Origin of the sequence: Citrobacter sp. RHB21-C05 (genome assembly GCF_013889015.1) — a bacterium.
In the GTDB taxonomy this organism is placed as follows: Bacteria; Pseudomonadota; Gammaproteobacteria; order Enterobacterales; family Enterobacteriaceae; genus Citrobacter_A; species Citrobacter_A sedlakii.
This window is the reverse complement of sequence record NZ_CP057611.1, coordinates 4,000,656-4,022,278: the sequence shown is the minus strand read 5'-3', so window position 1 is coordinate 4,022,278 and position 21,623 is coordinate 4,000,656. Positions and strand designations below refer to the sequence as shown.

At 55.3% G+C, this 21,623-nt stretch carries 19 protein-coding genes and 1 pseudogene; 5 read left to right on the top strand and 15 right to left on the bottom strand.

From position 1 onward, the window contains the following. Nucleotides 1-103: 103 nt before the first annotated feature. The 3 genes from treC to treR form a co-directional block, all read right to left on the bottom strand. Nucleotides 104-1,759 (bottom strand): alpha,alpha-phosphotrehalase, encoded by a 1,656-nt coding sequence (treC, locus tag HVX72_RS19130; RefSeq protein WP_181822105.1) that lies wholly within the window; start codon nt 1,757-1,759, stop codon nt 104-106. Between the two features lie 48 nt (nt 1,760-1,807). Next, nucleotides 1,808-3,226, bottom strand: coding sequence for a PTS trehalose transporter subunit IIBC (treB, locus tag HVX72_RS19125; protein ID WP_181823295.1), 1,419 nt, complete (start codon nt 3,224-3,226; stop codon nt 1,808-1,810). Nucleotides 3,227-3,371: 145 nt separating this feature from the next. Next, on the bottom strand, nt 3,372-4,319 hold the full coding sequence (gene treR, locus HVX72_RS19120; protein WP_042289426.1) for a trehalose operon repressor TreR: 948 nt from the start codon (nt 4,317-4,319) through the stop codon (nt 3,372-3,374). 389 nt (nt 4,320-4,708) lie between these two features. On the opposite strand from treR, the gene mgtA reads away from it, so the two are divergent. After that, nucleotides 4,709-7,417 (top strand): magnesium-translocating P-type ATPase, encoded by a 2,709-nt coding sequence (gene mgtA, locus HVX72_RS19110; RefSeq protein WP_181822104.1) that lies wholly within the window; start codon nt 4,709-4,711, stop codon nt 7,415-7,417. Nucleotides 7,418-7,520: 103 nt separating this feature from the next. Here mgtA and gbpA read toward each other — a convergent pair. The 10 genes and pseudogenes from gbpA to arcA form a co-directional block, all read right to left on the bottom strand. Continuing rightward, nucleotides 7,521-8,969 (bottom strand): annotated as a pseudogene (gene gbpA, locus HVX72_RS19105) (N-acetylglucosamine-binding protein GbpA); the annotation flags it as partial. Between the two features lie 168 nt (nt 8,970-9,137). Further along, nucleotides 9,138-9,524: a 2-iminobutanoate/2-iminopropanoate deaminase gene (gene ridA, locus HVX72_RS19100; RefSeq protein WP_000047541.1), complete on the bottom strand. Its 387-nt coding sequence runs from the start codon at nt 9,522-9,524 to the stop codon at nt 9,138-9,140. 75 nt (nt 9,525-9,599) lie between these two features. Continuing rightward, nucleotides 9,600-10,061, bottom strand: coding sequence for an aspartate carbamoyltransferase regulatory subunit (gene pyrI, locus HVX72_RS19095; RefSeq protein ID WP_012907399.1), 462 nt, complete (start codon nt 10,059-10,061; stop codon nt 9,600-9,602). Nucleotides 10,062-10,074: 13 nt separating this feature from the next. Then, on the bottom strand, nt 10,075-11,010 hold the full coding sequence (gene pyrB, locus HVX72_RS19090; RefSeq protein ID WP_042289420.1) for an aspartate carbamoyltransferase: 936 nt from the start codon (nt 11,008-11,010) through the stop codon (nt 10,075-10,077). 35 nt (nt 11,011-11,045) lie between these two features. Continuing rightward, entirely contained in the window at nt 11,046-11,147 is a 102-nt protein-coding gene (gene pyrL, locus HVX72_RS19085; RefSeq protein ID WP_042289418.1) for a pyr operon leader peptide, read from the bottom strand. A gap of 99 nt (nt 11,148-11,246) precedes the next feature. Then, entirely contained in the window at nt 11,247-11,726 is a 480-nt protein-coding gene (locus HVX72_RS19080; RefSeq protein WP_042289416.1) for an arginine repressor, read from the bottom strand. Nucleotides 11,727-11,755: 29 nt separating this feature from the next. After that, the gene (locus HVX72_RS19075) at nt 11,756-13,159 is read right to left on the bottom strand and encodes a YfcC family protein (protein WP_181822103.1); all 1,404 of its coding nucleotides are present in this window, start codon (nt 13,157-13,159) and stop codon (nt 11,756-11,758) included. A 58-nt stretch (nt 13,160-13,217) separates the two neighbouring features. Beyond that, nucleotides 13,218-14,222 (bottom strand): ornithine carbamoyltransferase, encoded by a 1,005-nt coding sequence (argF, locus tag HVX72_RS19070; RefSeq protein WP_181822102.1) that lies wholly within the window; start codon nt 14,220-14,222, stop codon nt 13,218-13,220. A gap of 123 nt (nt 14,223-14,345) precedes the next feature. Then, entirely contained in the window at nt 14,346-15,272 is a 927-nt protein-coding gene (gene arcC, locus HVX72_RS19065; protein WP_042289408.1) for a carbamate kinase, read from the bottom strand. A gap of 10 nt (nt 15,273-15,282) precedes the next feature. Then, entirely contained in the window at nt 15,283-16,503 is a 1,221-nt protein-coding gene (gene arcA / locus HVX72_RS19060; RefSeq protein ID WP_181822101.1) for an arginine deiminase, read from the bottom strand. Nucleotides 16,504-17,180: 677 nt separating this feature from the next. On the opposite strand from arcA, the gene HVX72_RS19055 reads away from it, so the two are divergent. After that, nucleotides 17,181-17,633, top strand: coding sequence for a YhcH/YjgK/YiaL family protein (locus tag HVX72_RS19055; protein ID WP_042289403.1), 453 nt, complete (start codon nt 17,181-17,183; stop codon nt 17,631-17,633). 47 nt (nt 17,634-17,680) lie between these two features. Here HVX72_RS19055 and argF (HVX72_RS19050) read toward each other — a convergent pair whose 3' ends face one another. Next, nucleotides 17,681-18,685 (bottom strand): ornithine carbamoyltransferase, encoded by a 1,005-nt coding sequence (gene argF / locus HVX72_RS19050; RefSeq protein ID WP_042289398.1) that lies wholly within the window; start codon nt 18,683-18,685, stop codon nt 17,681-17,683. 163 nt (nt 18,686-18,848) lie between these two features. Between argF (HVX72_RS19050) and rraB the strand changes: the two genes are divergently transcribed. From rraB to HVX72_RS19035, 3 genes are all read left to right on the top strand, one after another. Next, entirely contained in the window at nt 18,849-19,268 is a 420-nt protein-coding gene (gene rraB / locus HVX72_RS19045; protein ID WP_060570901.1) for a ribonuclease E inhibitor RraB, read from the top strand. Between the two features lie 12 nt (nt 19,269-19,280). Continuing rightward, nucleotides 19,281-20,093 carry a tRNA isopentenyl-2-thiomethyl-A-37 hydroxylase MiaE gene (gene miaE / locus HVX72_RS19040; RefSeq protein ID WP_181823294.1) on the top strand — a complete coding sequence of 271 codons (813 nt, stop codon included), beginning with the start codon at nt 19,281-19,283 and terminating at the stop codon, nt 20,091-20,093. Nucleotides 20,094-20,194: 101 nt separating this feature from the next. After that, nucleotides 20,195-21,025 carry a topoisomerase II gene (locus HVX72_RS19035; protein WP_042289393.1) on the top strand — a complete coding sequence of 277 codons (831 nt, stop codon included), beginning with the start codon at nt 20,195-20,197 and terminating at the stop codon, nt 21,023-21,025. Nucleotides 21,026-21,031: 6 nt separating this feature from the next. Here the strand turns inward: HVX72_RS19035 and HVX72_RS19030 are convergent, their stop codons facing one another. Further along, a complete protein-coding gene (locus HVX72_RS19030) occupies nt 21,032-21,532 on the bottom strand; it encodes a GNAT family N-acetyltransferase (protein WP_042289390.1) in 501 nt (166 codons plus the stop codon). Nucleotides 21,533-21,623: the final 91 nt, after the last annotated feature.

Here is a 21,623-nt window from a genome sequence, read left to right as displayed (position 1 = left end):
TTGCGAGAAAAATCTGATTAATTATTCAACGAAAACAGGAAGGTAAGGCGGGAGGCACATTCAGCCCGGGAATCCTTTCGCCGGGCAGGACAGAGGTATGGATTTACTTCCGCAACCACCAGACTGCTTCAAACGGGCGTAGCGTCATGGTTGTCGGCTGCGGCGAGACTTCCTCGTAGTTATGCATCAGGCATTGCCACTTACCGTGCCAGCGTTCTGGCTGCCAGGGCTGGCATTCAGCGCTCAGGTTAGCGATCGCCAACAGCGTCTGGCCCTGCCATTCACGACGATAGCACCAGAGATGCGGGCTGTCGGGCAGCAGATCCTGATAGTCGCCCCAGGTCAATACTGGCTCTGCTTTACGCAGCGCGATCAGCCGCTGGTAGGTGTAGAACACAGAATTCGGATCGCCCACTGCCGCCGCCACGTTGATGTCGGCGTAATTATCGCAGGGCGCAATCCACGGTTCGCCGGTGGTAAACCCGGCATTTGGGCTATCGTCCCACTGCATCGGCGTGCGGCTGTTGTCGCGGGATTTACTCGCCAGGATAGCCAATAACTCATCCGCTTCGCGCCCTTGCGCGCGCAGCGCTGCAAACATATTGTGACTTTCCACATCGCGGTAGTCGGTGATCTGCGAGAAGTGCGGATTGGTCATGCCGATCTCCTCGCCCTGGTAAATGTACGGCGTGCCCTGCATACCGTGCAGTACCATCGCGAGCATTTTCGCCGCCGGAACGCGGTATTCGCCTTCATCGCCAAAACGCGAAACGATGCGCGGCTGATCGTGGTTACACCAGAACAGCGCGTTCCATGCCACGTTGTGCATTCCCTGCTGCCAGTGGCGGAACAGGGCTTTTAGCGCCACCATGTCCGGCTTCGCCAGCGTCCATTTTTCGCCGCCGGGATAATCCACCTTCAGATGATGAAAGTTAAAGGTCATCGACAGTTCGCTGCCGCTGAGTGACGCGTAGCGCTGGCAATGTTCCAGGGTGGTGGAGGACATCTCGCCGACGGTCATCAGACCGCGCGGGGTGAACACGTCGCGGTTCATCTCATGCAGAAATTCATGGGCGCGCGGACCGTCGGTGTAGAATCGTCGACCGTCTCCGTCCAGGTCGTCAGGAAAGCGCGGGTCTTTGGAGATCAGGTTAACGACGTCCAGACGCAGGCCGTCTACGCCGCGATCCGCCCAGAACTCGCACACCTTTTTCAGTTCGGCGCGCACCGCCGGGTTCTCCCAGTTCAGGTCCGCCTGTTCCGGCGCGAACAGGTGCAGGTAATACTGTTCACTTTGCGCGTGCCAGCGCCAGGCGTTGCCGCCAAATTTGGAGCGCCAGTTATTCGGAGGCGCGTCAGGCGAGCCGTCGCGCCAGAGATAAAATTCGCGATACGGACTGTTTTTGTCCTGTGCGGCGTTAAACCACGGGTGCTGGGTGGAAGTATGGTTAAACACCATATCAAGGATGATACGGATGCCGCGCGCTTTGGCCTGGGCCACCAGTTCGTCGAAATCGTCAAGCGTGCCATAGGCCGGATCGATGGCGGTGTAGTTGGCAACGTCGTAACCATTATCTACCTGTGGGGAGATATAGAACGGCGTCAGCCAGAGGGCATCCACGCCCAGCTTTTGCAGGTAGTCGAGACGTCGGGTCACGCCGCGCAAATCGCCGGTGCCGCTTCCGGTGGTATCCTGAAAACTCTTTGGATAGATCTGGTAGATCACGCCGTTTTGCCACCAATGGGGAAGGGTAGTCATAGCAAATTCCTGGTTATGCGAGGGGGCGCAACTGCGCCCCAAATGAAGTCAGACAATCTGTAAGGTGCCCTGACGGTGTTTACGCTGATACACAAACGAAGTCAGCACCATCGGAATAACAATCGCGATCGCCATAGCGGCGGCGTACACCTGCCAGTAGGTGGGCTGAATCGAGAGAATGCCCGGCAGGCCGCCGACGCCAATCCCGTTTGCCATCACGCCGTTCAGGCCGCACAGCAGGCCGGCAATCCCGGAGCCAATCATTGCGCAGAGCATCGGGAAGCGGTATTTCAGGTTGATGCCGTACATCGCCGGTTCCGTAACGCCCAGGTAGGCGGAAATGGCGGCGGGCACGGAGATTTCGCGTTCGTTATGTTTACGGCTGGAAATAATAATTCCTACCACGGCGGACGCCTGGGCGATGTTAGACAGCGCGATCAGCGGCCAGACCGGCGTGCCGTTCATGCTCTGGATCATCTGCATATCGATGGCGAGCGTTGTCTGGTGTACTCCGGTGATCACCAGCGGGGCGTACAGGAAGCCAAACAGGGCGGCGCCAATGGGGGCGAAGCTGCCGGTCATCAGATGGCGCACCGCGAACGCGACGCCGTCGCCGATCATCCGACCAAACGGACCGATCAGCGCGTGGGCGAGGAAGACCGCGAGGATTAACGAACAAACCGGTACGATCACCAGGTACAGGTAGTCCGGCACGATGCGCTTCAGGCGCGTTTCAATAAAACCGAGCGTCAGACCCGCCAGCAGTGCCGGGATTACCTGCGCCTGGTAACCAACTTTAGCGATGCTGAACAGGCCAAAGTCCCAGACTTCCGGCAGTTGTTGCCCGAGGAGATACGCGTTCATTAGCTGCGGTGAAACCAGCGTGACGCCCAACACAATACCCAGGATCGGCGTGCCGCCCATTTTTTTGACCGCCGACCAGCAGATCCCGACCGGCAGGTAGAAGAAAATCGCTTCGCCAATCAGCCATAAAAAGTCATAGACGGTTTTCAGTGCCGGATACATCTGCGCCAGCGTCTGGCCGTTGCTCATCGGCACATCGCCAATCACGTTGCGAAAGCCAAGGATTAAGCCGCCGCTGATCAGCGCCGGCAGTAGCGGGAAGAAGATTTCGGCGAAATGGGAGATCAACTGCTCATGCCATTTCATATTCTGGCGCGCGGCTTTTTTCGCCTGCTCTTTGTCGGCGTGGGCCTGGCCGGTGGTGGCCAGCAGCGCCTTATAGTAATCACCGACATTGGTGCCAATCACTACCTGAAATTGTCCGGCGTTGGTAAAGCAGCCTTTGACCATCGGCAGTTGTTCGATCTCTTTCGGACGGGCAATGGCTGGTTGATTCAGTACAAAGCGCAGACGTGTCAGGCAGTGGCTCACCGTCGCGATGTTTTCCCGCCCGCCAACCAGCGCAATAAGCTGGTCGATATCCGTTTGTTTGATTTTACTCATCATGAAGCCTCATGGCGATGACTGTGAAAATGGGTGTTGCTGGACTGGCGACAGAATATATCCGCGATGAATATTTAAAAATGGGAACGTTCCCGAAACGCAGCGAAGATCACAAATTCGCGTACAGAAAGCGGTCAGTTGCGGATCAGGAAAGCATGGAAGGAATGACGATCTGGCGCAGTTCGCCGCGCCCGGTGATCTGATCGATCAGTTGGGAAGCCGCCTGGCGTCCGGCTTCGGCGTAGCCCGGATCGACGGTGACGATCTCGGGATGGAGGAATTTCATCAACGGCGTATTGCCAACGCTCGCCAGTTGCAGCGCGTCGATCCGCTGTTCCTGCAAATATTTGCTGGCCCCGAGGGCGAGGGTGTCAGTGGCGCAGACCAGCGCCGTGGTTTCAGGCGTGATCACGCTGGCGGCATGATCGTAACCTTGCTTCATTGCCAGACCCGGCAGCGCGGCGACGGGATGCAGCTTGCGCTGTTTGCAAAACGCCAGGTACGCCTCATGGCGGCGCTTACCGGTGGTGACGTCGCTGTGGGGGACGCCGAGAAAACTGATGTTGCGGTGACCCTGATCGTACAGGCGCTGCATCAACATTTTTATCGCCCCTTCGTCGTCATAACAGACGGAAGCAAAGCCCTGTGCGTCGCGCGCCAGCAGCACCAGCGAAGCCTGCCACGGCGCAATCATCGCGTCGGTAATGCCGGTAAAGCCAAATAACACGACGCCGTCAATATTGCGGCGCTTCAGCATGCCGAGGTGTTCTTCTACTTTCGCTGTGGAGAACTGGCTTTCCATCATAATGGGATCGTAGCCCTGTTCATAAAACACGGGCAGCATGGTCTGAACGGCAAGATTTTCGGACAGCGAGTCAAGGCGGGTGACCATAATGGCAACCACTTTGTCACTCTGACCACGCATGGCGCGCGCAGAGCGGGAGGGGGAAAAGCCGTGCTGATTCATTACCGCTTCCACGCGTTCGCGGGTGCGCTCGCTCACGCCGCTTTCGTTATTGAGTACGCGCGAAACCGTGGATTTTCCCACGCCGCTCAGACGGGCGATGTCTTTGATAGTCAGCCGATTTTGCATCCCGTTTTCCCATAGCAGGCATCAAGAAGAGGTAAAGAGGATAACTTTACGCATTTGAACCGCAATGAGCAAAGTCTGGTTTATCATTGGTTTAATCACAGGGTGTTATTATATCGCCATAATAGCCACAAAGAGTATGATCTGCGGCTTATAATCTGCGTCTTAAATTATTCACTTACCGGAGGCTTTATGGATCCCGATCCCACCCCTCTCCCGCGATGGAGAAACACTTTTTTCCGGTAAGCCTGCCTTTCGCTGTCTTACCGGCGACGTAAGACAGTGACGCGTTAACGTCCCTGTTAAGAAAATAAATTGCCTGTCAGGTAAGGCTTTGCCACGCCTGAACGCTTTTTCTGCGCCTTTCTGTTTTTGGCGCGGAGGGACTGCCTATGTTTAAAAATATCACTCGCCAGCTTTTTGCCCGGCTCAGCCGCCATTTGCCCGATCGCCTGGTGCATCGCGATCCGTTACCGAACGCGCAGACGCTTGCCAGTACGCCGATCCCGTCATCACTCAGCGAACACTGCCTGAAAGTGGCCGTCATGGATGACGCGACGTTGTGGAAAACTTTCGGCGCCCACCCGGAAGGGTTGACGCCGATGGAAGTGGATGCGGCGCGTGAAAAGCACGGCGACAACCAGTTACCCGCCCAGCAGCCATCGCCGTGGTGGGTACATCTGTGGGTCTGCTACCGCAATCCGTTTAATATTCTGTTAACCATTCTGGGGGCCATCTCTTACGCCACGGAGGATCTGTTTGCGGCGGGAGTGATCGCGCTGATGGTGGCGATCTCCACGCTGCTGAATTTCGTTCAGGAAGCACGCTCGACCAAAGCGGCGGATGCGCTAAAAGCGATGGTCAGCAATACCGCGACGGTGTTACGGGTGATCAATGAAAAAGGCGAGAACGGCTGGATCGACGTCCCTATTGATCAACTGGTGCCTGGCGATATCGTAAAACTGGCGGCGGGAGACATGATCCCGGCTGATCTGCGGGTGCTTCAGGCGCGCGATCTGTTTGTCGCCCAGGCGTCGTTAACCGGCGAGTCGCTGCCGGTGGAAAAAGTGGCTAACACCCGCGAGCCGGCGCATAACAACCCGCTTGAGTGCGATACCCTGTGCTTTATGGGGACCAACGTCGTGAGCGGTACGGCGCAGGCCCTTGTGATTGCCACGGGAGCCAACACCTGGTTTGGGCAACTGGCAGGCCGCGTCAGCGAACAGGAAAGCGAACAGAACGCCTTTCAGAAAGGCATCAGCCGCGTCAGTATGTTGTTGATTCGCTTTATGCTGGTGATGGCGCCCATCGTGCTGGTGATCAACGGCTATACCAAAGGCGACTGGTGGGAAGCGGCGCTGTTCGCGCTCTCGGTGGCCGTCGGACTGACGCCGGAAATGCTGCCGATGATCGTCACTTCCACACTGGCGCGCGGCGCGGTGAAACTGTCGAAGCAAAAGGTGATTGTGAAGCATCTCGACGCCATTCAGAACTTTGGCGCGATGGATATTCTTTGCACCGACAAAACCGGTACGCTGACCCAGGACAAAATTGTTCTGGAAAACCACACTGACATTTCCGGCAAACCCAGCGATCGCGTTCTGCACGCGGCATGGCTGAACAGCCATTATCAGACGGGGTTGAAAAATCTGCTTGATACCGCCGTGCTGGAGGGCGTGGATGAAGCTTCCGCGCGCGAACTTGCGACCCGCTGGCAGAAAATTGATGAGATCCCGTTTGATTTCGAACGTCGCCGCATGTCGGTGGTGGTCGCTGAACATGCGGAGGTGCATCAGCTGGTGTGCAAAGGCGCGCTGCAGGAAATTCTCAACGTCAGCACGCATGTGCGTCATAACGGAGAAATCGTGCCGCTGGATGACAACATGCTGCGCCGCGTGAAGCGCGTCACCGATACCCTGAATCGTCAGGGGCTGCGCGTGGTGGCGGTGGCTACCCGCTATCTGCCTGCGCGAGAAGGCGACTACCAGCGTATCGACGAATCCGATCTGATCCTTGAAGGGTACATCGCCTTCCTCGATCCGCCGAAAGAGACGACGGCGCCTGCGTTAAAGGCGCTGAAGGCCAGCGGTATCACGGTGAAAATTCTGACCGGCGACAGCGAGTTGGTCGCGGCAAAAGTGTGCCATGACGTCGGACTGGACGCGGGTGAAGTGGTTGTTGGCAGCGATATCGAAAGCCTGAGCGACGACGAGCTGGCGACGCTGGCGCAGCGTACCACGCTGTTTGCCCGTCTGACGCCGATGCATAAAGAACGCATTGTCACACTGCTTAAGCGCGAAGGGCATGTCGTGGGCTTTATGGGCGACGGTATTAATGACGCTCCGGCGTTGCGTGCGGCGGATATCGGTATTTCCGTCGATGGCGCCGTGGACATTGCCCGGGAAGCCGCCGACATTATCCTGCTGGAAAAGAGCCTGATGGTGCTGGAAGAAGGGGTGATCGAAGGTCGTCGCACTTTCTCGAATATGCTGAAGTACATTAAGATGACCGCCAGCTCCAACTTCGGTAACGTCTTCAGCGTGCTGGTGGCGAGCGCCTTCTTACCGTTCCTGCCCATGCTGCCGCTGCACTTGCTGATTCAGAATCTGCTGTACGATGTATCGCAGGTGGCGATCCCGTTTGATAACGTGGACGATGAGCAGATCCAGAAGCCGCAGCGCTGGAATCCGACAGATCTGGGGCGTTTTATGATCTTCTTTGGTCCGATTAGCTCGATCTTCGACATTATCACGTTCTGCGTGATGTGGTGGGTCTTCCACGCGAACGTGCCGGAGGCGCAAACCTTGTTCCAGTCCGGCTGGTTTGTAGTGGGGCTACTGTCGCAAACGCTGATTGTGCATATGATTCGTACCCGCCGCGTGCCGTTCATTCAGAGTCGCGCCGCGTGGCCGCTGCTGTTGATGACGCTGGTGGTGATGATGGTGGGCATTGCGCTGCCGTTCTCGCCGCTGGCCGGGTATCTGCAATTGCAGGCGCTGCCGCTGAGCTACTTCCCGTGGCTGGTCGGTATTCTGGTAGGCTATATGACGTTAACGCAGTTGGTGAAAGGCTTCTATAGTCGCCGCTACGGTTGGCAGTAATGCGCGGTGGGTCGCTTATGAGCCGGTCGGGCAAAGCGAAACCGCCCTCCGGTGTCTGCGGTAAAAAGCAGGACGAGCATGACCCCGTCCGGCAGTCGGCTTTGTGCTTCAGCACCCACGCTTCTTTCCAGTGTGCGCCAACGCCTGGCTCAAACTGGTTAGCGCCTGGAGCGTACTGGACGCAGTAGCCGCTGTACGGGAAAGGCTTACATTCGTAGGTCTTACCGTCTTTCGGTTGCAGCACCACGGTACCGGCTTTGTAAGACGCGATACTGTCCGGGAAGGTAAAGTCGTGGTGACCGGCGTTGTCGGTCGCCGCGTCGCTTTCCAGCATCAGGTTCAACACGTCCTGAGCAAACAGCGTGCCGTCTTTGTTGGTCGCATAGTATTTCAGCATATGGTGACCAGCAGTCACGTCAGTCAGGGTCATGGTGACGTCCTGGTTGGCGTTGTTCATGTCCTGCTTCAGATAGCCTTTTTCCGCGCCGTGATGATTCATCACGTGGGCTTCAAAATTCACATCGCCGTGCGTATTCACGTGGAAAGTCACGGTGGCATTGCCGTGCGCAATCTTGCTGTACTGCAGATCGGTAACGGCGATGGTTTCGTTCACTTGCGCTTTTTGCTCTTCATAAGAGATGGCGACAGACTGCAGCGCGCTGCCTTCTCTTACGAACACGCTATTCGCGCCATGTACCGGGCCGATCTCACCCCCTTCGTCTTTCACGCCTACGCGCACATCGCTGTGGGTGCTGTTGATCAATTGCGCCATATCGAAGGCCCACTGGTTCGCATCGCCCTGAGCAGCGGAGGCAATGGTCATTTCAGTGCGCATTGAGGTTACTTCACCATTGGCGTCAAAGAAGCGGGCAATGACTTTATCGCCTGCGTTCAGGTTATTACCGGCAATCTGCCCACTGAGGGTTTTGCTCCATTCGGAAACCACGCCCGGGGTTTCATCCGGAGTCACGTTGCCGCTGTTACCGAAATCCACGTCAATGGCCTGATAGAAGCTATTTGTCGTATCTGCAATTTCCCACACGCCGTAAATAACCTGATAACCGGTACGTTCAGGAACATTACAGTTCATTGACTGCGTGACCGCCGGCGCCTGGCCATTTCCATTAATGGTACAGAACGGCGTTAAATCAAATTGATCGCGGGTCAGCGGCTTATTTGGATCCCAGTTTTGTTTGGTGATGTAATAACGCCAGTTCGTGGTTTTATGCGGCGCAGTATGGTGCCATACAAACTGGTGTGGACCTGCTGTCATTGGGCTTTTGGTCCAGGCGTTCAGGCTCTGGCGATCCAGTTGAGAATACTGAGAAATACCGGCGCTGGCGAGCTGTCCGTCTGGCGGCATCACGCCAGTCGGGAAGCCGGAGGTTTTTTCTACGCTCTGCGGTTCGTATTGAACGGAACCACAATCGACGTTTTGCCCCAGCTTGCACATATATGCGCGGCTGGCAGGGGATTCAATATAACCGTGTGCTAACGCTGAAGAAGCAACGGTCAATGTTGCTACCGCCAGCGCGATTTTGGAAAGTTTCATTATTAGTCCATTAGTGTATTAAAACAACGAGTGCGGCAGGAAGTATATTAATGGACCGACGGTGATGTCATGAAATAGCGAGGATAAAAAAGGTCAAAATAAAAACCTATTTTATTTTTAAAAACATAAGGCAGCGTGTGCTGCCTTAAAAAGAGATAACCGGAATAGTTAGCGACGAACGGCAATCGCTTCGATTTCGATTTTTACGTCTTTCGGCAGACGCGCCACTTCCACGCAGGAGCGCGCCGGGAAGGTGGCGTTGTGCTCGGTGAAGAACGCTTCGTAGGTGGCGTTCACGGTCGCGAAGTCGTTCAGATCTTTGACAAACACGGTGGTTTTCACGATATCGCCCACTTTCAGGCCAGCCGCTTCGACGATGGCTTTAACGTTTTCCAGCGACTGACGCGCCTGAGCGGACACGTCTTCCGGTACGCTGCCGGTTTTTGGATCAACCGGGATCTGACCGGAAGTGATGATCATGCTGCCCAGATCTACGCCCTGAACATAAGGACCGATAGCCGCAGGTGCATTTTCCGTCGCGATAGTTTTGCTCATGATTTCTCCTGAATACAGCGGTAAAAGAAAGTTCCCAACAATTATAAGGAGCCGGGAATTTATAACCAACCCCAATTAGTTGGCCAGCACCACATAATGAGAAAACTCTTTTTCGCAGTATTTGCATTTGAGCGCAATGTCATCCGCGCGCTTTTTCACTGCAAAGCTGGAGGAAACCGGCTCCGCATGGCTGATGCAGTTGCTGTTCGGGCAAACCAGAACGCTTTCAATGCGATCCGGCAGGCTTGGACGCGATTTTCCTACTACCTCGTAATTGTCGATCCGGTTCACGGTGGCCTGCGGCGCATACAGTGACAGCTGGTTAACCTGCTCAGCGGTCAGGAAGGTGTTCTCAATTTTGATCAGATCTTTGCGGCCCATTTCGCCGGAAGGGAGGTTGAGGCCGATGGTGATGCGCTGGTCGGTTTCGGTCAGCTTGAACAGGGTCAGCAGCTTAAAGCCTACCTGGGCGGGAATATGATCGATCACGGTGCCGCATTTGATCGCTTCAACCTGTAATTTATTGTCGTGTGTCATCGTTTATTCTCCCTTACAGTGCCAGATCGCGGGTCAGAACCAATGCCAGTAACGCCTGGCGGGCAAAAATACCGTTACCCGCCTGCTGGAAGTACCAGGCATGCGGGGTTTTATCGACGTCGGTGGCGATTTCATCAATGCGCGGCAGCGGATGCAGCACCTTCATGTTTTCACGCGCGCCCGCCAGATCGCTGGCGCGCAGAACAAACTGCGCTTTTACGTTGGCGTATTCCGACGGGTCGAGACGCTCTTTCTGTACGCGGGTCATGTACAGAATGTCCACCTCCGCCATGACTTCCTCAATCGAGGCGTGCAGGCTCCAGGCGATACCCTTTTCGTCGAGCATATCGAGAATGTACTGCGGCATCGCCAGCGCGTCCGGGGCGATAAAGTAGAAACGGTTGCCGTCGAACTTCGCCAGCGCCTGGGTCAGCGAGTGGACGGTACGGCCATATTTCAGGTCGCCGACCATCGCGACGTGTAGGTTATCCAGACGACCCTGGGTTTCCTGGATGGTAAACAGATCCAGCAGCGTTTGGGTCGGATGTTGGTTTGAACCGTCGCCAGCGTTCAGTACCGGCACCTGGCCGGAAAACTCGGTCGCCAGACGCGCGGCGCCTTCCTGCGGATGGCGCATCACGATAGCGTCCACATAGGTGCTGATTACCGAAATGGTGTCTGCCAGCGTCTCGCCTTTTTTACCCAGCGACGTGTTCGCGCTGTCGGAAAAGCCCACCACACTTGCGCCCAGGCGGTGCATCGACGTTTCAAACGACAGGCGGGTACGCGTGGAAGCCTCGAAGAAACAGCTGGCGATGACCTTATGCTTTAGCAGCTCCGGCTGTGGATTCGCTTTTAATTTTGCTGCCGTCGCCAGCACCAGATTGAGGTCATCGCGGCTGAGGTCGTTTATGGAAATGATGTGTTTTTGATACAGCGGATTAGCCATGTTTATCTCCTGACGCCTGGGCAAAAAAAAGCCCCTCAATTGAGGGGCTGTGAATAGGTGAGCAACGGAAAGAAAAACGGCAGGCCAGCGTCTGTTTTCAGACGCGGTAAGACAGAATGTCGTACACACTGAACCATGCTTCCTCCCGGCAAATTGTCCGCGATTATACTCGGCTCCGTTTACGGATCAAGCAAAAAAATGCTCATTTTATTCAAAGCAAACGGTTTTAATGAATACTAATTCATTTTTAGTAAGTAATTAATCTGCTTGTGGACAAGGCCGGTGCGCTGCACGACCCGGGGGGCCACCCAGACAATACTGCTGCCAGCGATAACCCCGAGGATCTCCGGCAGGGCGTGGTAATCGAGGATTCTGGCGACCGCGCGGCCATATCCGGCAACGGTATGGATAAGGATAAATTCGCTGTTGTGCTCCACGCTGACCACCATTTCAGCAATCGAACGGGCGGCATCCGGCGCAGGGCGCAGTTGCGGATTCACGGAATAAATTTTTTGACCCTTTGTATTTCGTATTTTTATGACGCCAAGCATTTTCAGCAGGCGCGACACCGTCGACTGACTGATGCTTTCAAACCCGTGGTCCTGCAGGTCGCGGCGTATCTCCTCCTGCGACAGGTAACTTTTTTCGGTAATCAGGCGCTGACAGACCGCCAGTTGCTGCTGCTCTTTGGCGGAGTAATCATCGTAATCCTTCATAAATGCACCTTATCTTTATTATTCGAACGCTACAGCATGGCGCCCACGCTCAGTACGGCCATGTTGAGCACTGTCAGGATCAGCAACAGCGGCGCAACCCATTTCAGATACCGCACGTAGGGAACGCGGGCGATCGCCAGGCCGCCCATCACCACTGCCGAGGTCGGGGTGATCAGGTTGACGATCCCCGACGCCGACTGGTACGCCGTAACAACCAGATCCCGCTGCACATGGGCAAAATCGGCCAGCGGAGCCATGATCGGCATCGTCAGTACCGCCAGTCCGGATGATGAAGGGACCAGGAAGGAGAGCAGAACTTCCAGCCAGTAGGTGACGTTGATGAAAATCGTGGTGGATAGACCGGAGACCAGATTCTCGGCGCTGTGCAAAATGGTATGAGTAATCATGCCGTTATCCATGACGACCACAATGCCGCGCGCGATGCCGATAATCAACGCCACGCCGAGCAGATCGCGCGCGCCGTCGATAAAGGTGCTGGTAAACGCTTCTTCTCCCATGCGGGCGATTACGCCCACCACGATCGCCGCCGCCAGAAAGACGCCAGAGATTTCGGCCATCCACCAGCCGCGCACCGCCACGCCGTAGATCATAATGGCGAAAGAGGCGGCGAAGATCAGCAGAATCCATTTGCGGGTGGTGGTGAAGGCCAGCAGGGTATCGGAACGGTTGCCGAGGAAGTGGGCGCGGTTTTCCGCCATTTTATCCGCCACGATCGACAGTTCAGGATTGCTGCGTACCTTACGCGCGTAACGCATAACCCAGACCACGCAGATGAGATAGCCGACGAGCAGCAGAATGACGCGCAGCAGCATTCCCTGGGTGAACGGGATCCCGGCGGCGTTGGCGGCAATGACCGTGGCGAACGGGTTAATGGTCGAGCCCAACGTGCCGATGCCTGCGCCGAGCAACACGGTGGCGGCGGCAACCAGCGGATCAAAACGCGCCGCCATCATCACCGGTACCAGCAGCGTGTAGAAAGGGAGCGACTCTTCCGCCATCCCGTAAATCGTGCCTCCCGCGGCAAACAGCGCCATCAGGATGGGGATCATCCATTCCTCTTTGCCGTTAAGTCTGACCGTCACCCGCTCAATGCCCGCGTCGATAGCGCCGGTTTTGTTCACCACGCCGAGGAAGCCGCCGATGATCAGAACAAACAGCGCCACGTCAATTGCGCCTGCGGTGTAGGTTTCGTGATTGTATAAACCGTCAATGGGCGCCAGCAGCACAGCGGTAATGCCCTGCGGATGCGCCTCGGTGGGAGCATAGGTTCCCGCCACCGGAACCTCTTTGCCAAGCGTGGCGTTCATCGCCATCTGGTATTTGCCCGCCGGGACAATCCAGGTCATGACGGCGACCAGCGCGATAAGAATAAACAGGATGGTGTACGCGGTGGGAAATTTGAATTTACCCATGATTTTCTCTCCGGATATCACGGGCAGCCGCCGTCGTAGCGACCGCTGCCCGCAAGGGTTAGTCGCCGAGGGTCGCTACCATCACCGCTTTGATGGTGTGCATGCGGTTTTCCGCTTCGTCGAACACGATGGCGTGGTCGGACTCAAACACCTCGTCGGTCACTTCCAGCCCCTTCAGACCGTAAGCCGCTTCGATTTCGCGTCCTACTTTGGTGTGCTCGTTATGAAAGGCGGGCAGGCAGTGCATGAACTTGACGTTTGGGTTGCCGGTCGCGTTAATCACCTGCTGATTCACCTGGTAAGGGGTCATCAGACTGACGCGTTCCGCCCACGCTTCTTTTGGTTCGCCCATTGACACCCAGACGTCGGTATAGAGGAAATCGACGTCATAGACGCCTGCTTCCACATCCTCTGTCAGGGTGATGCGCGCGCCAGTGGTGCTGGCGATAGCGCGGCATTCGGCGACCAGCGCCTCGTCGGGCCAGAATGATTTCGGCGCCACCAGCCGGATGTCCATACCCATTTTCGCCGCGCCGACCATCAGCGAATTGCCCATGTTGTTGCGCGCATCGCCCAGATAGGCAAAGCGCAGTTCCGGCAGCGTTTTTCCTGGCGCATGCTCCAGCATGGTCATCAGATCCGCGAGGATCTGTGTGGGATGAAACTCGTCGGTCAGGCCGTTCCATACCGGTACACCGGCGTATTGCCCTAACTCCTCGACGATTTGCTGACCGAAGCCGCGATATTCAATGCCGTCATACATCCGTCCCAGTACCCGGGCGGTGTCTTTCATCGACTCTTTATGACCAATTTGCGATCCGCTCGGACCGAGATAGGTCACCTGCGCGCCCTGGTCGAAGGCTGCAACCTCAAAGGCACAGCGGGTGCGGGTGGAGGTTTTTTCAAAAATCAGCGCGATGTTTTTACCGCTCAGTTTTTGCACCTCACGCCCGGCTTTTTTGGCCGCTTTCAGTTCGATTGCCAGATCGATCAGCGACTGAATTTCCGCCGGAGTAAAGTCCAGAAGTTTCAGAAAGTTACGTTTTTTCAGTGAAATAGCCATGTATCTGTCCTTAAATCGTGTAGGCCTGACAAGCGCCGCGCCTTCAGACGATGTCAGCGTTTCGTTGCCGGATGACGGCGTTGCGTTATCCGGTCGACAAAGAGATGAATGAAATAAAAGGGATTACGCGTCGGCAGTTTCGCGTCGGATTAACGTGCCTTTATCGCCAGCGAGGATCGCCGGGCCATCGGTCAGCGAACCAATCCCGGCAATGCCATGGCAGCGGCTGACAAACTCTGCGCAGGCGGTGACTTTCGGCCCCATCGACCCCGCGTCAAACTGCATCTCGCTAAGCAATTCCGGAGTCACCTGCGCCAGCGGACGCTGCGTGGGTTTACCCCAGTCGAGATACACGGCGTCGGCGTCGGTCAGGATCAGCAGCGCGTCGGCGCAGATCTGGCTGGCGAGCAGGGCGGCGGAGAGATCTTTGTCGATCACCGCTTCAATGCCGTGGTAACCGTCCACTTTTTCAATGACCGGCACGCCGCCGCCGCCGTTGCAGATCACCAGATGATCGCGGGCAATCAGCGCCTGAATCGCATCGCTTTCCACAATGCGTCTGGGCTGTGGTGAAGGCACCACGCGGCGGAACGCGTTGCCGTCGGCTTTGAATACCCAGCCTTTTTCCGCCTCCAGCGCATCAGCCTGCGCCGCGTCATACACCGGGCCGATGTATTTAGTCGGGTTGCGAAACGCCGGATCGTGCTCGTCCACTTCCACCTGGGTCAGCAGGACGCTGATTTCCCGCTGTGGTAACTGATTTTTCAGCGCCTGTTGCAGCATGTAGCCGATCATCCCCTGGCTTTCGGCGCCGAGGATGTCGAGAGGATAGGGGGTAACGCGGTCATAGGCGCTGTTCTGTAACGCCAGCAGACCAACCTGCGGGCCGTTGCCATGCACCAGCACCACCCGCCACTGCCGGGTGAGCTGCGCGATGGTGCTGGCCGCCAGTTCGATGTTTTTGCGCTGAATATCCGCTTCCAGCGGTTCGCCGCGCTTAAGCAGCGCGTTGCCGCCCAGCGCGACAACCAGAGTCGGTTTCTGTGTCATGGTCGATTCCTTAAATGCCGTCGCGTTCCAGTGGGCAGCTCATGCAGCGTGCGCCGCCGCGCCCGCGTCCCAGTTCGTCGCCGGGGATAGGCAGTACGGTGATCCCCGCTTTGTCGTATTTCTCGTTGGTCCAGATATTGCGCTCGTAGCCCACCACAACGCCGGGGCGCAGGGTGAGGACGTTATTGGCGTCGTTCCACTGTTCGCGCTCGGCCTCAAAAGCGTCGCCGCCGGTGGTGATTAAGCGGACCTGATCGATGCCGAGCGCTTTTTCAATGGCGTTTACCAGCGTGCGCTCCTCGGTACGCTTCAGCTCGCCGCGCCCGTCCGGGGTCAGGGTCCAGCACTTGACGTCCTGACGCACCACTTCCGGGTACACGGAAAACGTGTCGATATCGATATGGGTCATCACCGTGTCGAGATGCATACAGGAGCGGTGTTTGGGCAGCTCAACGGCAATCACCCGTTCGGCCTGACGATGGGTAAACAGCGCCTGAGCCAGAAATTCAATGCCCTGCGGCGTAGTGCGTTCGGACATGCCGATTAATACCGCGCCGCGTCCAATCACCAGTACATCTCCGCCTTCAAGCGTCGCGTGGTCGTAATTAATGTTTTCGTCGCCGAAATATTTAATAAATTCGCCGTCGGCAAATTGTGGGTGCCAGCGATATATCGCACGCAAATTATTGGTTTCACGCTGACGGGCGGGTTTCGCCATCGGATTAATCGAAACGCCGTTATATATCCAGCATGAAGTGTCGCGAGTAAATAAGTGGTTAGGTAATGGCTTCATAATAAAGTCATTAATATCGTGAGTATCCACCACGATATTTTTAATGGATGCCGGAATTTCACCGTACGTGAGTCCGCCGCTTAAATGCCGCGCCAGTTCCCGGTGCGGCATATCCGCCAGCCACGCGCGAATGTCGGCGGCAAAGGTTGGGCCGAGTCGGTAATCGGAAATTTGCGTCTCCAGTAGCCAGCGCCTGGCGTCAGCGATATCCAGGGTTTGTGTTAATAAATCAGTCAGTAACAGCACTTCGATGCCCTGTTGACGCAGGGTGTTGGCAAAAATGTCATGCTCCTCACCCGCACGTTCAACCGACAGCACGTCATCAAATAACAGCGCCTGACAGTTAGATGGCGTGAGGCGTTTCAGGCTGAGATTTGGGCGATGCAGCATTACGCTGCGCAGTTGACCGATTTCAGAACCGACATAATGTTTTTCCATTACGATACCTTCCACTCTGTTTCAGGAATAAAAAGGTGGTGGCTGCAAATAATTAGGTTATTCGCAGTCAGGACAGTGCAGATAATTTTCGTAAAGCATCATTAAATTAATTTCAGAGGGATTGTGTGATGGGATTCACATCAGGTGGGATATGTGTATTTTCTTAATTAATATATGACGGGGGTCTGAGAAATAACAAAAATAATAAGATCTAAAATGAATTACTACGCAATTATGCGGCGGCTTATGCGGCAGTGTTAATTATTTGTTGGGGGCGATATATAAATTATCTCCGCTAACCGATTGATTTGTAAGGGTTGCTAACAATTTACTGCATAAGTATGCGTAATGCTAATTATATTATTTAGGACCAAAATTAAATCATGCGATAATTATGAGAATGTTGCTCGTTAATGCAGGGAAAATGAAGTGTGATCGGCTGCTGATTTTTCCTGTAAAGAATTTAATAACAGCAGGTTAGGCAGCGTTAAGGAAACGCTGGTTTACCAGTTATGCAGAAAAAGCGCATAAATTACAATTAGCTGTTAACAGTCCATCAACAAGTCCGCCGATAAACATGCGCTGACGCAAAACTTCGTCAGACGGGGGTGGTGCTCCGCTAAAAATTCTCGTATAACAATTTAAAATGAAACGCTGTTTTAATTGTGAGGTATGAGATGATCGTCGGCAATATTCACCATCTGCAATCCTGGCTTCCTCAGGAGTTGCGCGAAGCCATTGAGCACATAAAAGCCCATGTCTCTGAAACAACAGAAAAGGGTAAGCACGATATTGACGGTAACCGACTGTTTTACTTGATTTCGGAAGACATGACCGAGCCGTTTGAAAAGCGTCGGGCGGAGTATCATGCGCGCTATCTGGATATCCAGATCGTTTTAAAAGGGCAGGAAGGGATGACCTTCAGCACGTTGCCAGCCGGAACGCCGGAAACGGACTGGCTGGCGGAAAAAGATATCGCCTTCTTACCGGAAGGTGAGCAGGAAAAAACAGTGATCCTCAATGAAGGCGACTTTGTCGTCTTTTATCCGGGAGAAGTCCACAAGCCGCTGTGCGCCGTCGGCGCACCGGCGCAGGTGCGTAAAGCGGTGGTTAAGTTGCTGGTAGCGTAATACGCCAGGGCCGGGCGGCGATTGCACGTCCGGCCTCCGGCAACGGATTATTGCGATAACGTCGCGACCATTACCGCTTTGATGGTGTGCATCCGGTTTTCGGCCTGATCGAACACAATGCTGGCCGGAGACTCAAACACCTCGTCGGTCACTTCCATGCCGCCATGCAGCCCGTACTCTGCGGCCATTTTCTTGCCCAGCGTGGTCTGGTCGTCGTGGAACGCGGGCAGGCAGTGCAGAAACTTCACCTGCGGATTGCCCGTAAGCGCCATCATCTGGCTGTTGACCTGATAGCCGCGCAACAGCGAGATACGCTCTGCCCACTTTTCTTTTGGTTCGCCCATCGATACCCAGACGTCGGTATAGATAAAGTCCGCGCCTTTGACGCCTGCGGCAACGTCTGCGGTAAGAGTGATATTCCCGCCGTTTTTCTTCGCCATCGCCTGGCATTCTGCCACCAGCGCAGCCTCCGGCCAGCAGGACTCAGGCGCGACCAGACGCAGATCCAGCCCGGTTAAGGCGGCGGCTTCAAGCATCGAGTTGCCCATGTTGTTGCGCGCATCGCCCGCATACGCCAGCGTCATTTCGTTAAACGCTTTGCCCGGCAGATGCTCCTGCATGGTCAGCAGGTCAGCCAGCAATTGGGTCGGGTGAAATTCATCAGTCAGGCCATTCCACACCGGAACGCCAGCGTAGGCCGCCAGCGTTTCGACCAGTTCCTGGCCGTAGCCGCGGTACTGAATGCCGTCATACATTCGCCCGAGCACGCGGGCGGTGTCTTTCATCGACTCTTTGTGGCCAATTTGACTGCCGCTGGGGCCGAGATAGGTCACGCGCGCGCCCTGGTCATATGCGGCAACTTCGAAAGAGCATCGCGTACGGGTCGAGTCTTTTTCGAAGATGAGCGCGATATTTTTGCCCGTCAGTTTCTGTTCTTCTGTGCCGTTTTTCCTGGCAGCTTTCAGGGAGGCTGCGAGTTGCAGCAGCGCGGTAAGTTCAGCAGAGGTAAAATCGAGTAACTTCAAAAAATGCTTCTGATAAAAACCTGACATAGATCCCTCCTGAGGCATAAGCCACTTATTGAATTAAAATTCAATTTATATGGATGATTATGCAATTGCAACCCCGTTTAACAAATCTTTCCTGGAAAGGTGGAGGCAATGACGGCGGTGTGTGACAATAAGAGTATCGGCAGGACATTATGAGGAACGAGCTATGGCAAACCCGGAACTACTGGAAGAACAGCGTGAAGAGACGCGCCTGATTATTGAAGAATTACTGGAAGATGGCAGCGACCCGGACGCGCTGTACACCATCGAGCATCACCTTTCCGCAGACGACTTCGAAACCCTGGAAAAAGCGGCGGTAGAAGCGTTTAAACTCGGTTATGAAGTGACTGAGCCGGAAGAACTGGAAGTAGAAGAAGGCGACACGGTGATCTGCTGCGATATCCTCAGCGAATGCGCGCTGAATGCCGAACTGATTGATGCGCAGGTTGAACAACTGATGACCCTGGCGGAAAAATATGATGTTGAATACGACGGCTGGGGCACCTACTTTGAAGATCCGAACGGCGAAGAAGGTGAAGGCGACGACGATTTCGTCGATGAAGATGACGACGGCGTGCGTCACTAATCGCACAATGCGCTGAACGTGCGGCAACGCTGGTTGCCGCACTGTTTTGACAGGTTACACATGGATTACCCGCAAATACTCGCTCCGATTCTGCGCTTCCTGCACTGCCCAACGCCTCAGGCGTGGATTGACCAGGCGCGCCTCCCGCAACATCTTCCTCTGTTACTGACCGACCATCTGCTCTGCGAGCTGAAAGCAGCGCAAACGGCGATGCTGCTGGTGCGTAAGTACGTCGCGGATAAACAGGGGGCGCAAGCGCTGCTCGCCTGGCTTCAGCCTTATGAAGCGTTTGCCTTCCGCGACGGGCCGGAACCGGATTTCGTCGCGCTGAATAAACACATTGGTAAAAGCGTGATGCCGAAAACCGACGATCCGTGGGGACAGCGGTTGATCGACAGCATGGTACTGCTGATAAAAGAAGAGCTGCATCATTTCTGGCAGGTGCGGGAAGCGATGCAGGCGCGCAATATTCCCTATGTGAAAATCACCGCCAGCCGTTACGCCAAAGGGATGCTGAAAGAAGTGCGCACGCATGAACCGCTTACGCTTATTGATAAGCTCATTTGCGGCGCTTATATTGAGGCACGCTCCTGCGAACGTTTCGCTGCGCTGGCTCCGTACCTGGACGACGCTCTGCAGACGTTCTATCTTTCGCTTTTGCGTTCCGAAGCGCGGCACTATCAGGACTATCTGGCGCTGGCGCAACAGGTGTCACAAGAGGACATTTCGCCCCGCGTGCGCTATTTCGGAGAAGTGGAAGCGGCGTTGATCGCTTCGCCGGACAGCGTGTTTCGCTTCCATAGCGGTATTCCCCTCGCCTCTTAATTTCGGTAGTTCTGTCTGGCGTAAGGTGACATCACAACGAAAGACGTGAAAAATGGCTCTCTTTTACGCGCGGATCCCTCACGCGCAGGCAAGGAATACCGATGAACTGGACACATGTCATACTCGCAGGCTACGTTGGCGCGATTCTCGCTATCGTCATTGGCCTGTTTCGTAAAAAGGGTTGGGTCGGGAAAGTCTCCGGCGCGGTAATTTTTATTGTGGCGATCGTGGCGTGGAATTTATTTGACGTTCACTATCTGATCCCACGCGAAAAAGCGGCGACGGGGCAGAGCGAAGAACAGCAGTTTAATGAGGCGATGACCACGCTGCCGACCATGCAGGTTTTGAAAGAGCAGGAGCCTGAACTCTGGAATCGTATCCGCGATCAGGCTGTTCAGATGCGTAAAGAAGGAAAATCTGAGCAGCAATTAATTGATACTGTGCAACCGCAGATATTGCAGATCCAGATGGCGCGCCTGCAAAACGCGCCGGATGATAATGTCATTAACTACATGAAAATCAATCTGGAGCAGATTGCCGCTGTGCAGAAAAAGGGGGATGACGCGTGTTTTCGTTTCCTCTTTCCGGCGGTGAAGGGCGGCATTAATCCGATGCGGATGATCTCACCCGAGATCATCAAACGCCGGATGGACAGTGACGTGGCGATGATGCGCGCAGCCTATGGGCCGAATAAACACACGGTGACGGATGCCGAAAAGCAACAGGCGTTGCAGGACCTGCGCAACGTGGTGCCGACGCTGGCGCAACGCTATGGCGATGATTTGCAAATTATGGCGGAACCGCAGAAAGGGATAGGCAAAGAGAAAATTGCCTGCAATCTGGTGCAGGACATGTGGACGGAAGTTCTGGCGTTGCCAGCAGCCAACGCCGCTGGCGTCATTCGACTTTCGGTATCTCCTGAAATGCAGTAGCGGCGCTTACAGGGGTTTGAGCATTCGCACTTCGCAGTCGACGTGCCCGGTACAGCCCAGCGGCTCGCTGATATGCTCAAACCCTAAATGTTCGTACAGGCCGATGGCTTCGCGCAGAAAAGCCGTGGTCTCGAGATAACAGCGTTTGAATCCCTGCTCACGGGCGTGGTCCAGCGCCATCAGCGCCAGTTTCTTAGCGAGCCCCTTCCCTCGAATGGTCGGCAGAAAGTACATTTTTTGCAGCTCGCAAATGTCCGGTTCGCTACAGGTCAACGGCGCAATCCCGCCGCCGCCCACCACTTCACCCTGACACTCCACCACCCAGTAGGCGTGACCCGGCTGGCAATACAGCTGATATAACGCATCCAGATTCGGATCGGCAACGGTGTAGCCTTTGTCAGCAGTAAGGCCATATTCGGCGGAAACCTGGCGGATAACGGCGGCAATCGCCTGATTATCGTTAGCCGTCAGGCGACGTAAGGTGGGGGAAGAGTCGACAGCATTCATTGTACAATCCGGATAAATTACGCAAATAATCCGCACTAATAGCACCCTCCGCTAAGTGATGCAAGCGCCTTATCGCGCGGAGGAATTATGT

Excerpts from the sequence above, each read along its gene's own strand:
- treC (WP_181822105.1), bottom strand. The coding sequence starts at position 1,759 with ATGACTACCCTTCCCCATTGGTGGCAAAACGGCGTGATCTACCAGATC.
- treB (WP_181823295.1), bottom strand. The coding sequence starts at position 3,226 with ATGAGTAAAATCAAACAAACGGATATCGACCAGCTTATTGCGCTGGTT.
- treR (WP_042289426.1), bottom strand. The coding sequence starts at position 4,319 with ATGCAAAATCGGCTGACTATCAAAGACATCGCCCGTCTGAGCGGCGTG.
- mgtA (WP_181822104.1), top strand. The coding sequence starts at position 4,709 with ATGTTTAAAAATATCACTCGCCAGCTTTTTGCCCGGCTCAGCCGCCAT.
- ridA (WP_000047541.1), bottom strand. The coding sequence starts at position 9,524 with ATGAGCAAAACTATCGCGACGGAAAATGCACCTGCGGCTATCGGTCCT.
- pyrI (WP_012907399.1), bottom strand. The coding sequence starts at position 10,061 with ATGACACACGACAATAAATTACAGGTTGAAGCGATCAAATGCGGCACC.
- pyrB (WP_042289420.1), bottom strand. The coding sequence starts at position 11,010 with ATGGCTAATCCGCTGTATCAAAAACACATCATTTCCATAAACGACCTC.
- pyrL (WP_042289418.1), bottom strand. The coding sequence starts at position 11,147 with ATGGTTCAGTGTGTACGACATTCTGTCTTACCGCGTCTGAAAACAGAC.
- HVX72_RS19080 (WP_042289416.1), bottom strand. The coding sequence starts at position 11,726 with ATGAAGGATTACGATGATTACTCCGCCAAAGAGCAGCAGCAACTGGCG.
- HVX72_RS19075 (WP_181822103.1), bottom strand. The coding sequence starts at position 13,159 with ATGGGTAAATTCAAATTTCCCACCGCGTACACCATCCTGTTTATTCTT.
- argF (WP_181822102.1), bottom strand. The coding sequence starts at position 14,222 with ATGGCTATTTCACTGAAAAAACGTAACTTTCTGAAACTTCTGGACTTT.
- arcC (WP_042289408.1), bottom strand. The coding sequence starts at position 15,272 with ATGACACAGAAACCGACTCTGGTTGTCGCGCTGGGCGGCAACGCGCTG.
- arcA (WP_181822101.1), bottom strand. The coding sequence starts at position 16,503 with ATGGAAAAACATTATGTCGGTTCTGAAATCGGTCAACTGCGCAGCGTA.
- HVX72_RS19055 (WP_042289403.1), top strand. The coding sequence starts at position 17,181 with ATGATCGTCGGCAATATTCACCATCTGCAATCCTGGCTTCCTCAGGAG.
- argF (WP_042289398.1), bottom strand. The coding sequence starts at position 18,685 with ATGTCAGGTTTTTATCAGAAGCATTTTTTGAAGTTACTCGATTTTACC.
- rraB (WP_060570901.1), top strand. The coding sequence starts at position 18,849 with ATGGCAAACCCGGAACTACTGGAAGAACAGCGTGAAGAGACGCGCCTG.
- HVX72_RS19035 (WP_042289393.1), top strand. The coding sequence starts at position 20,195 with ATGAACTGGACACATGTCATACTCGCAGGCTACGTTGGCGCGATTCTC.
- HVX72_RS19030 (WP_042289390.1), bottom strand. The coding sequence starts at position 21,532 with ATGAATGCTGTCGACTCTTCCCCCACCTTACGTCGCCTGACGGCTAAC.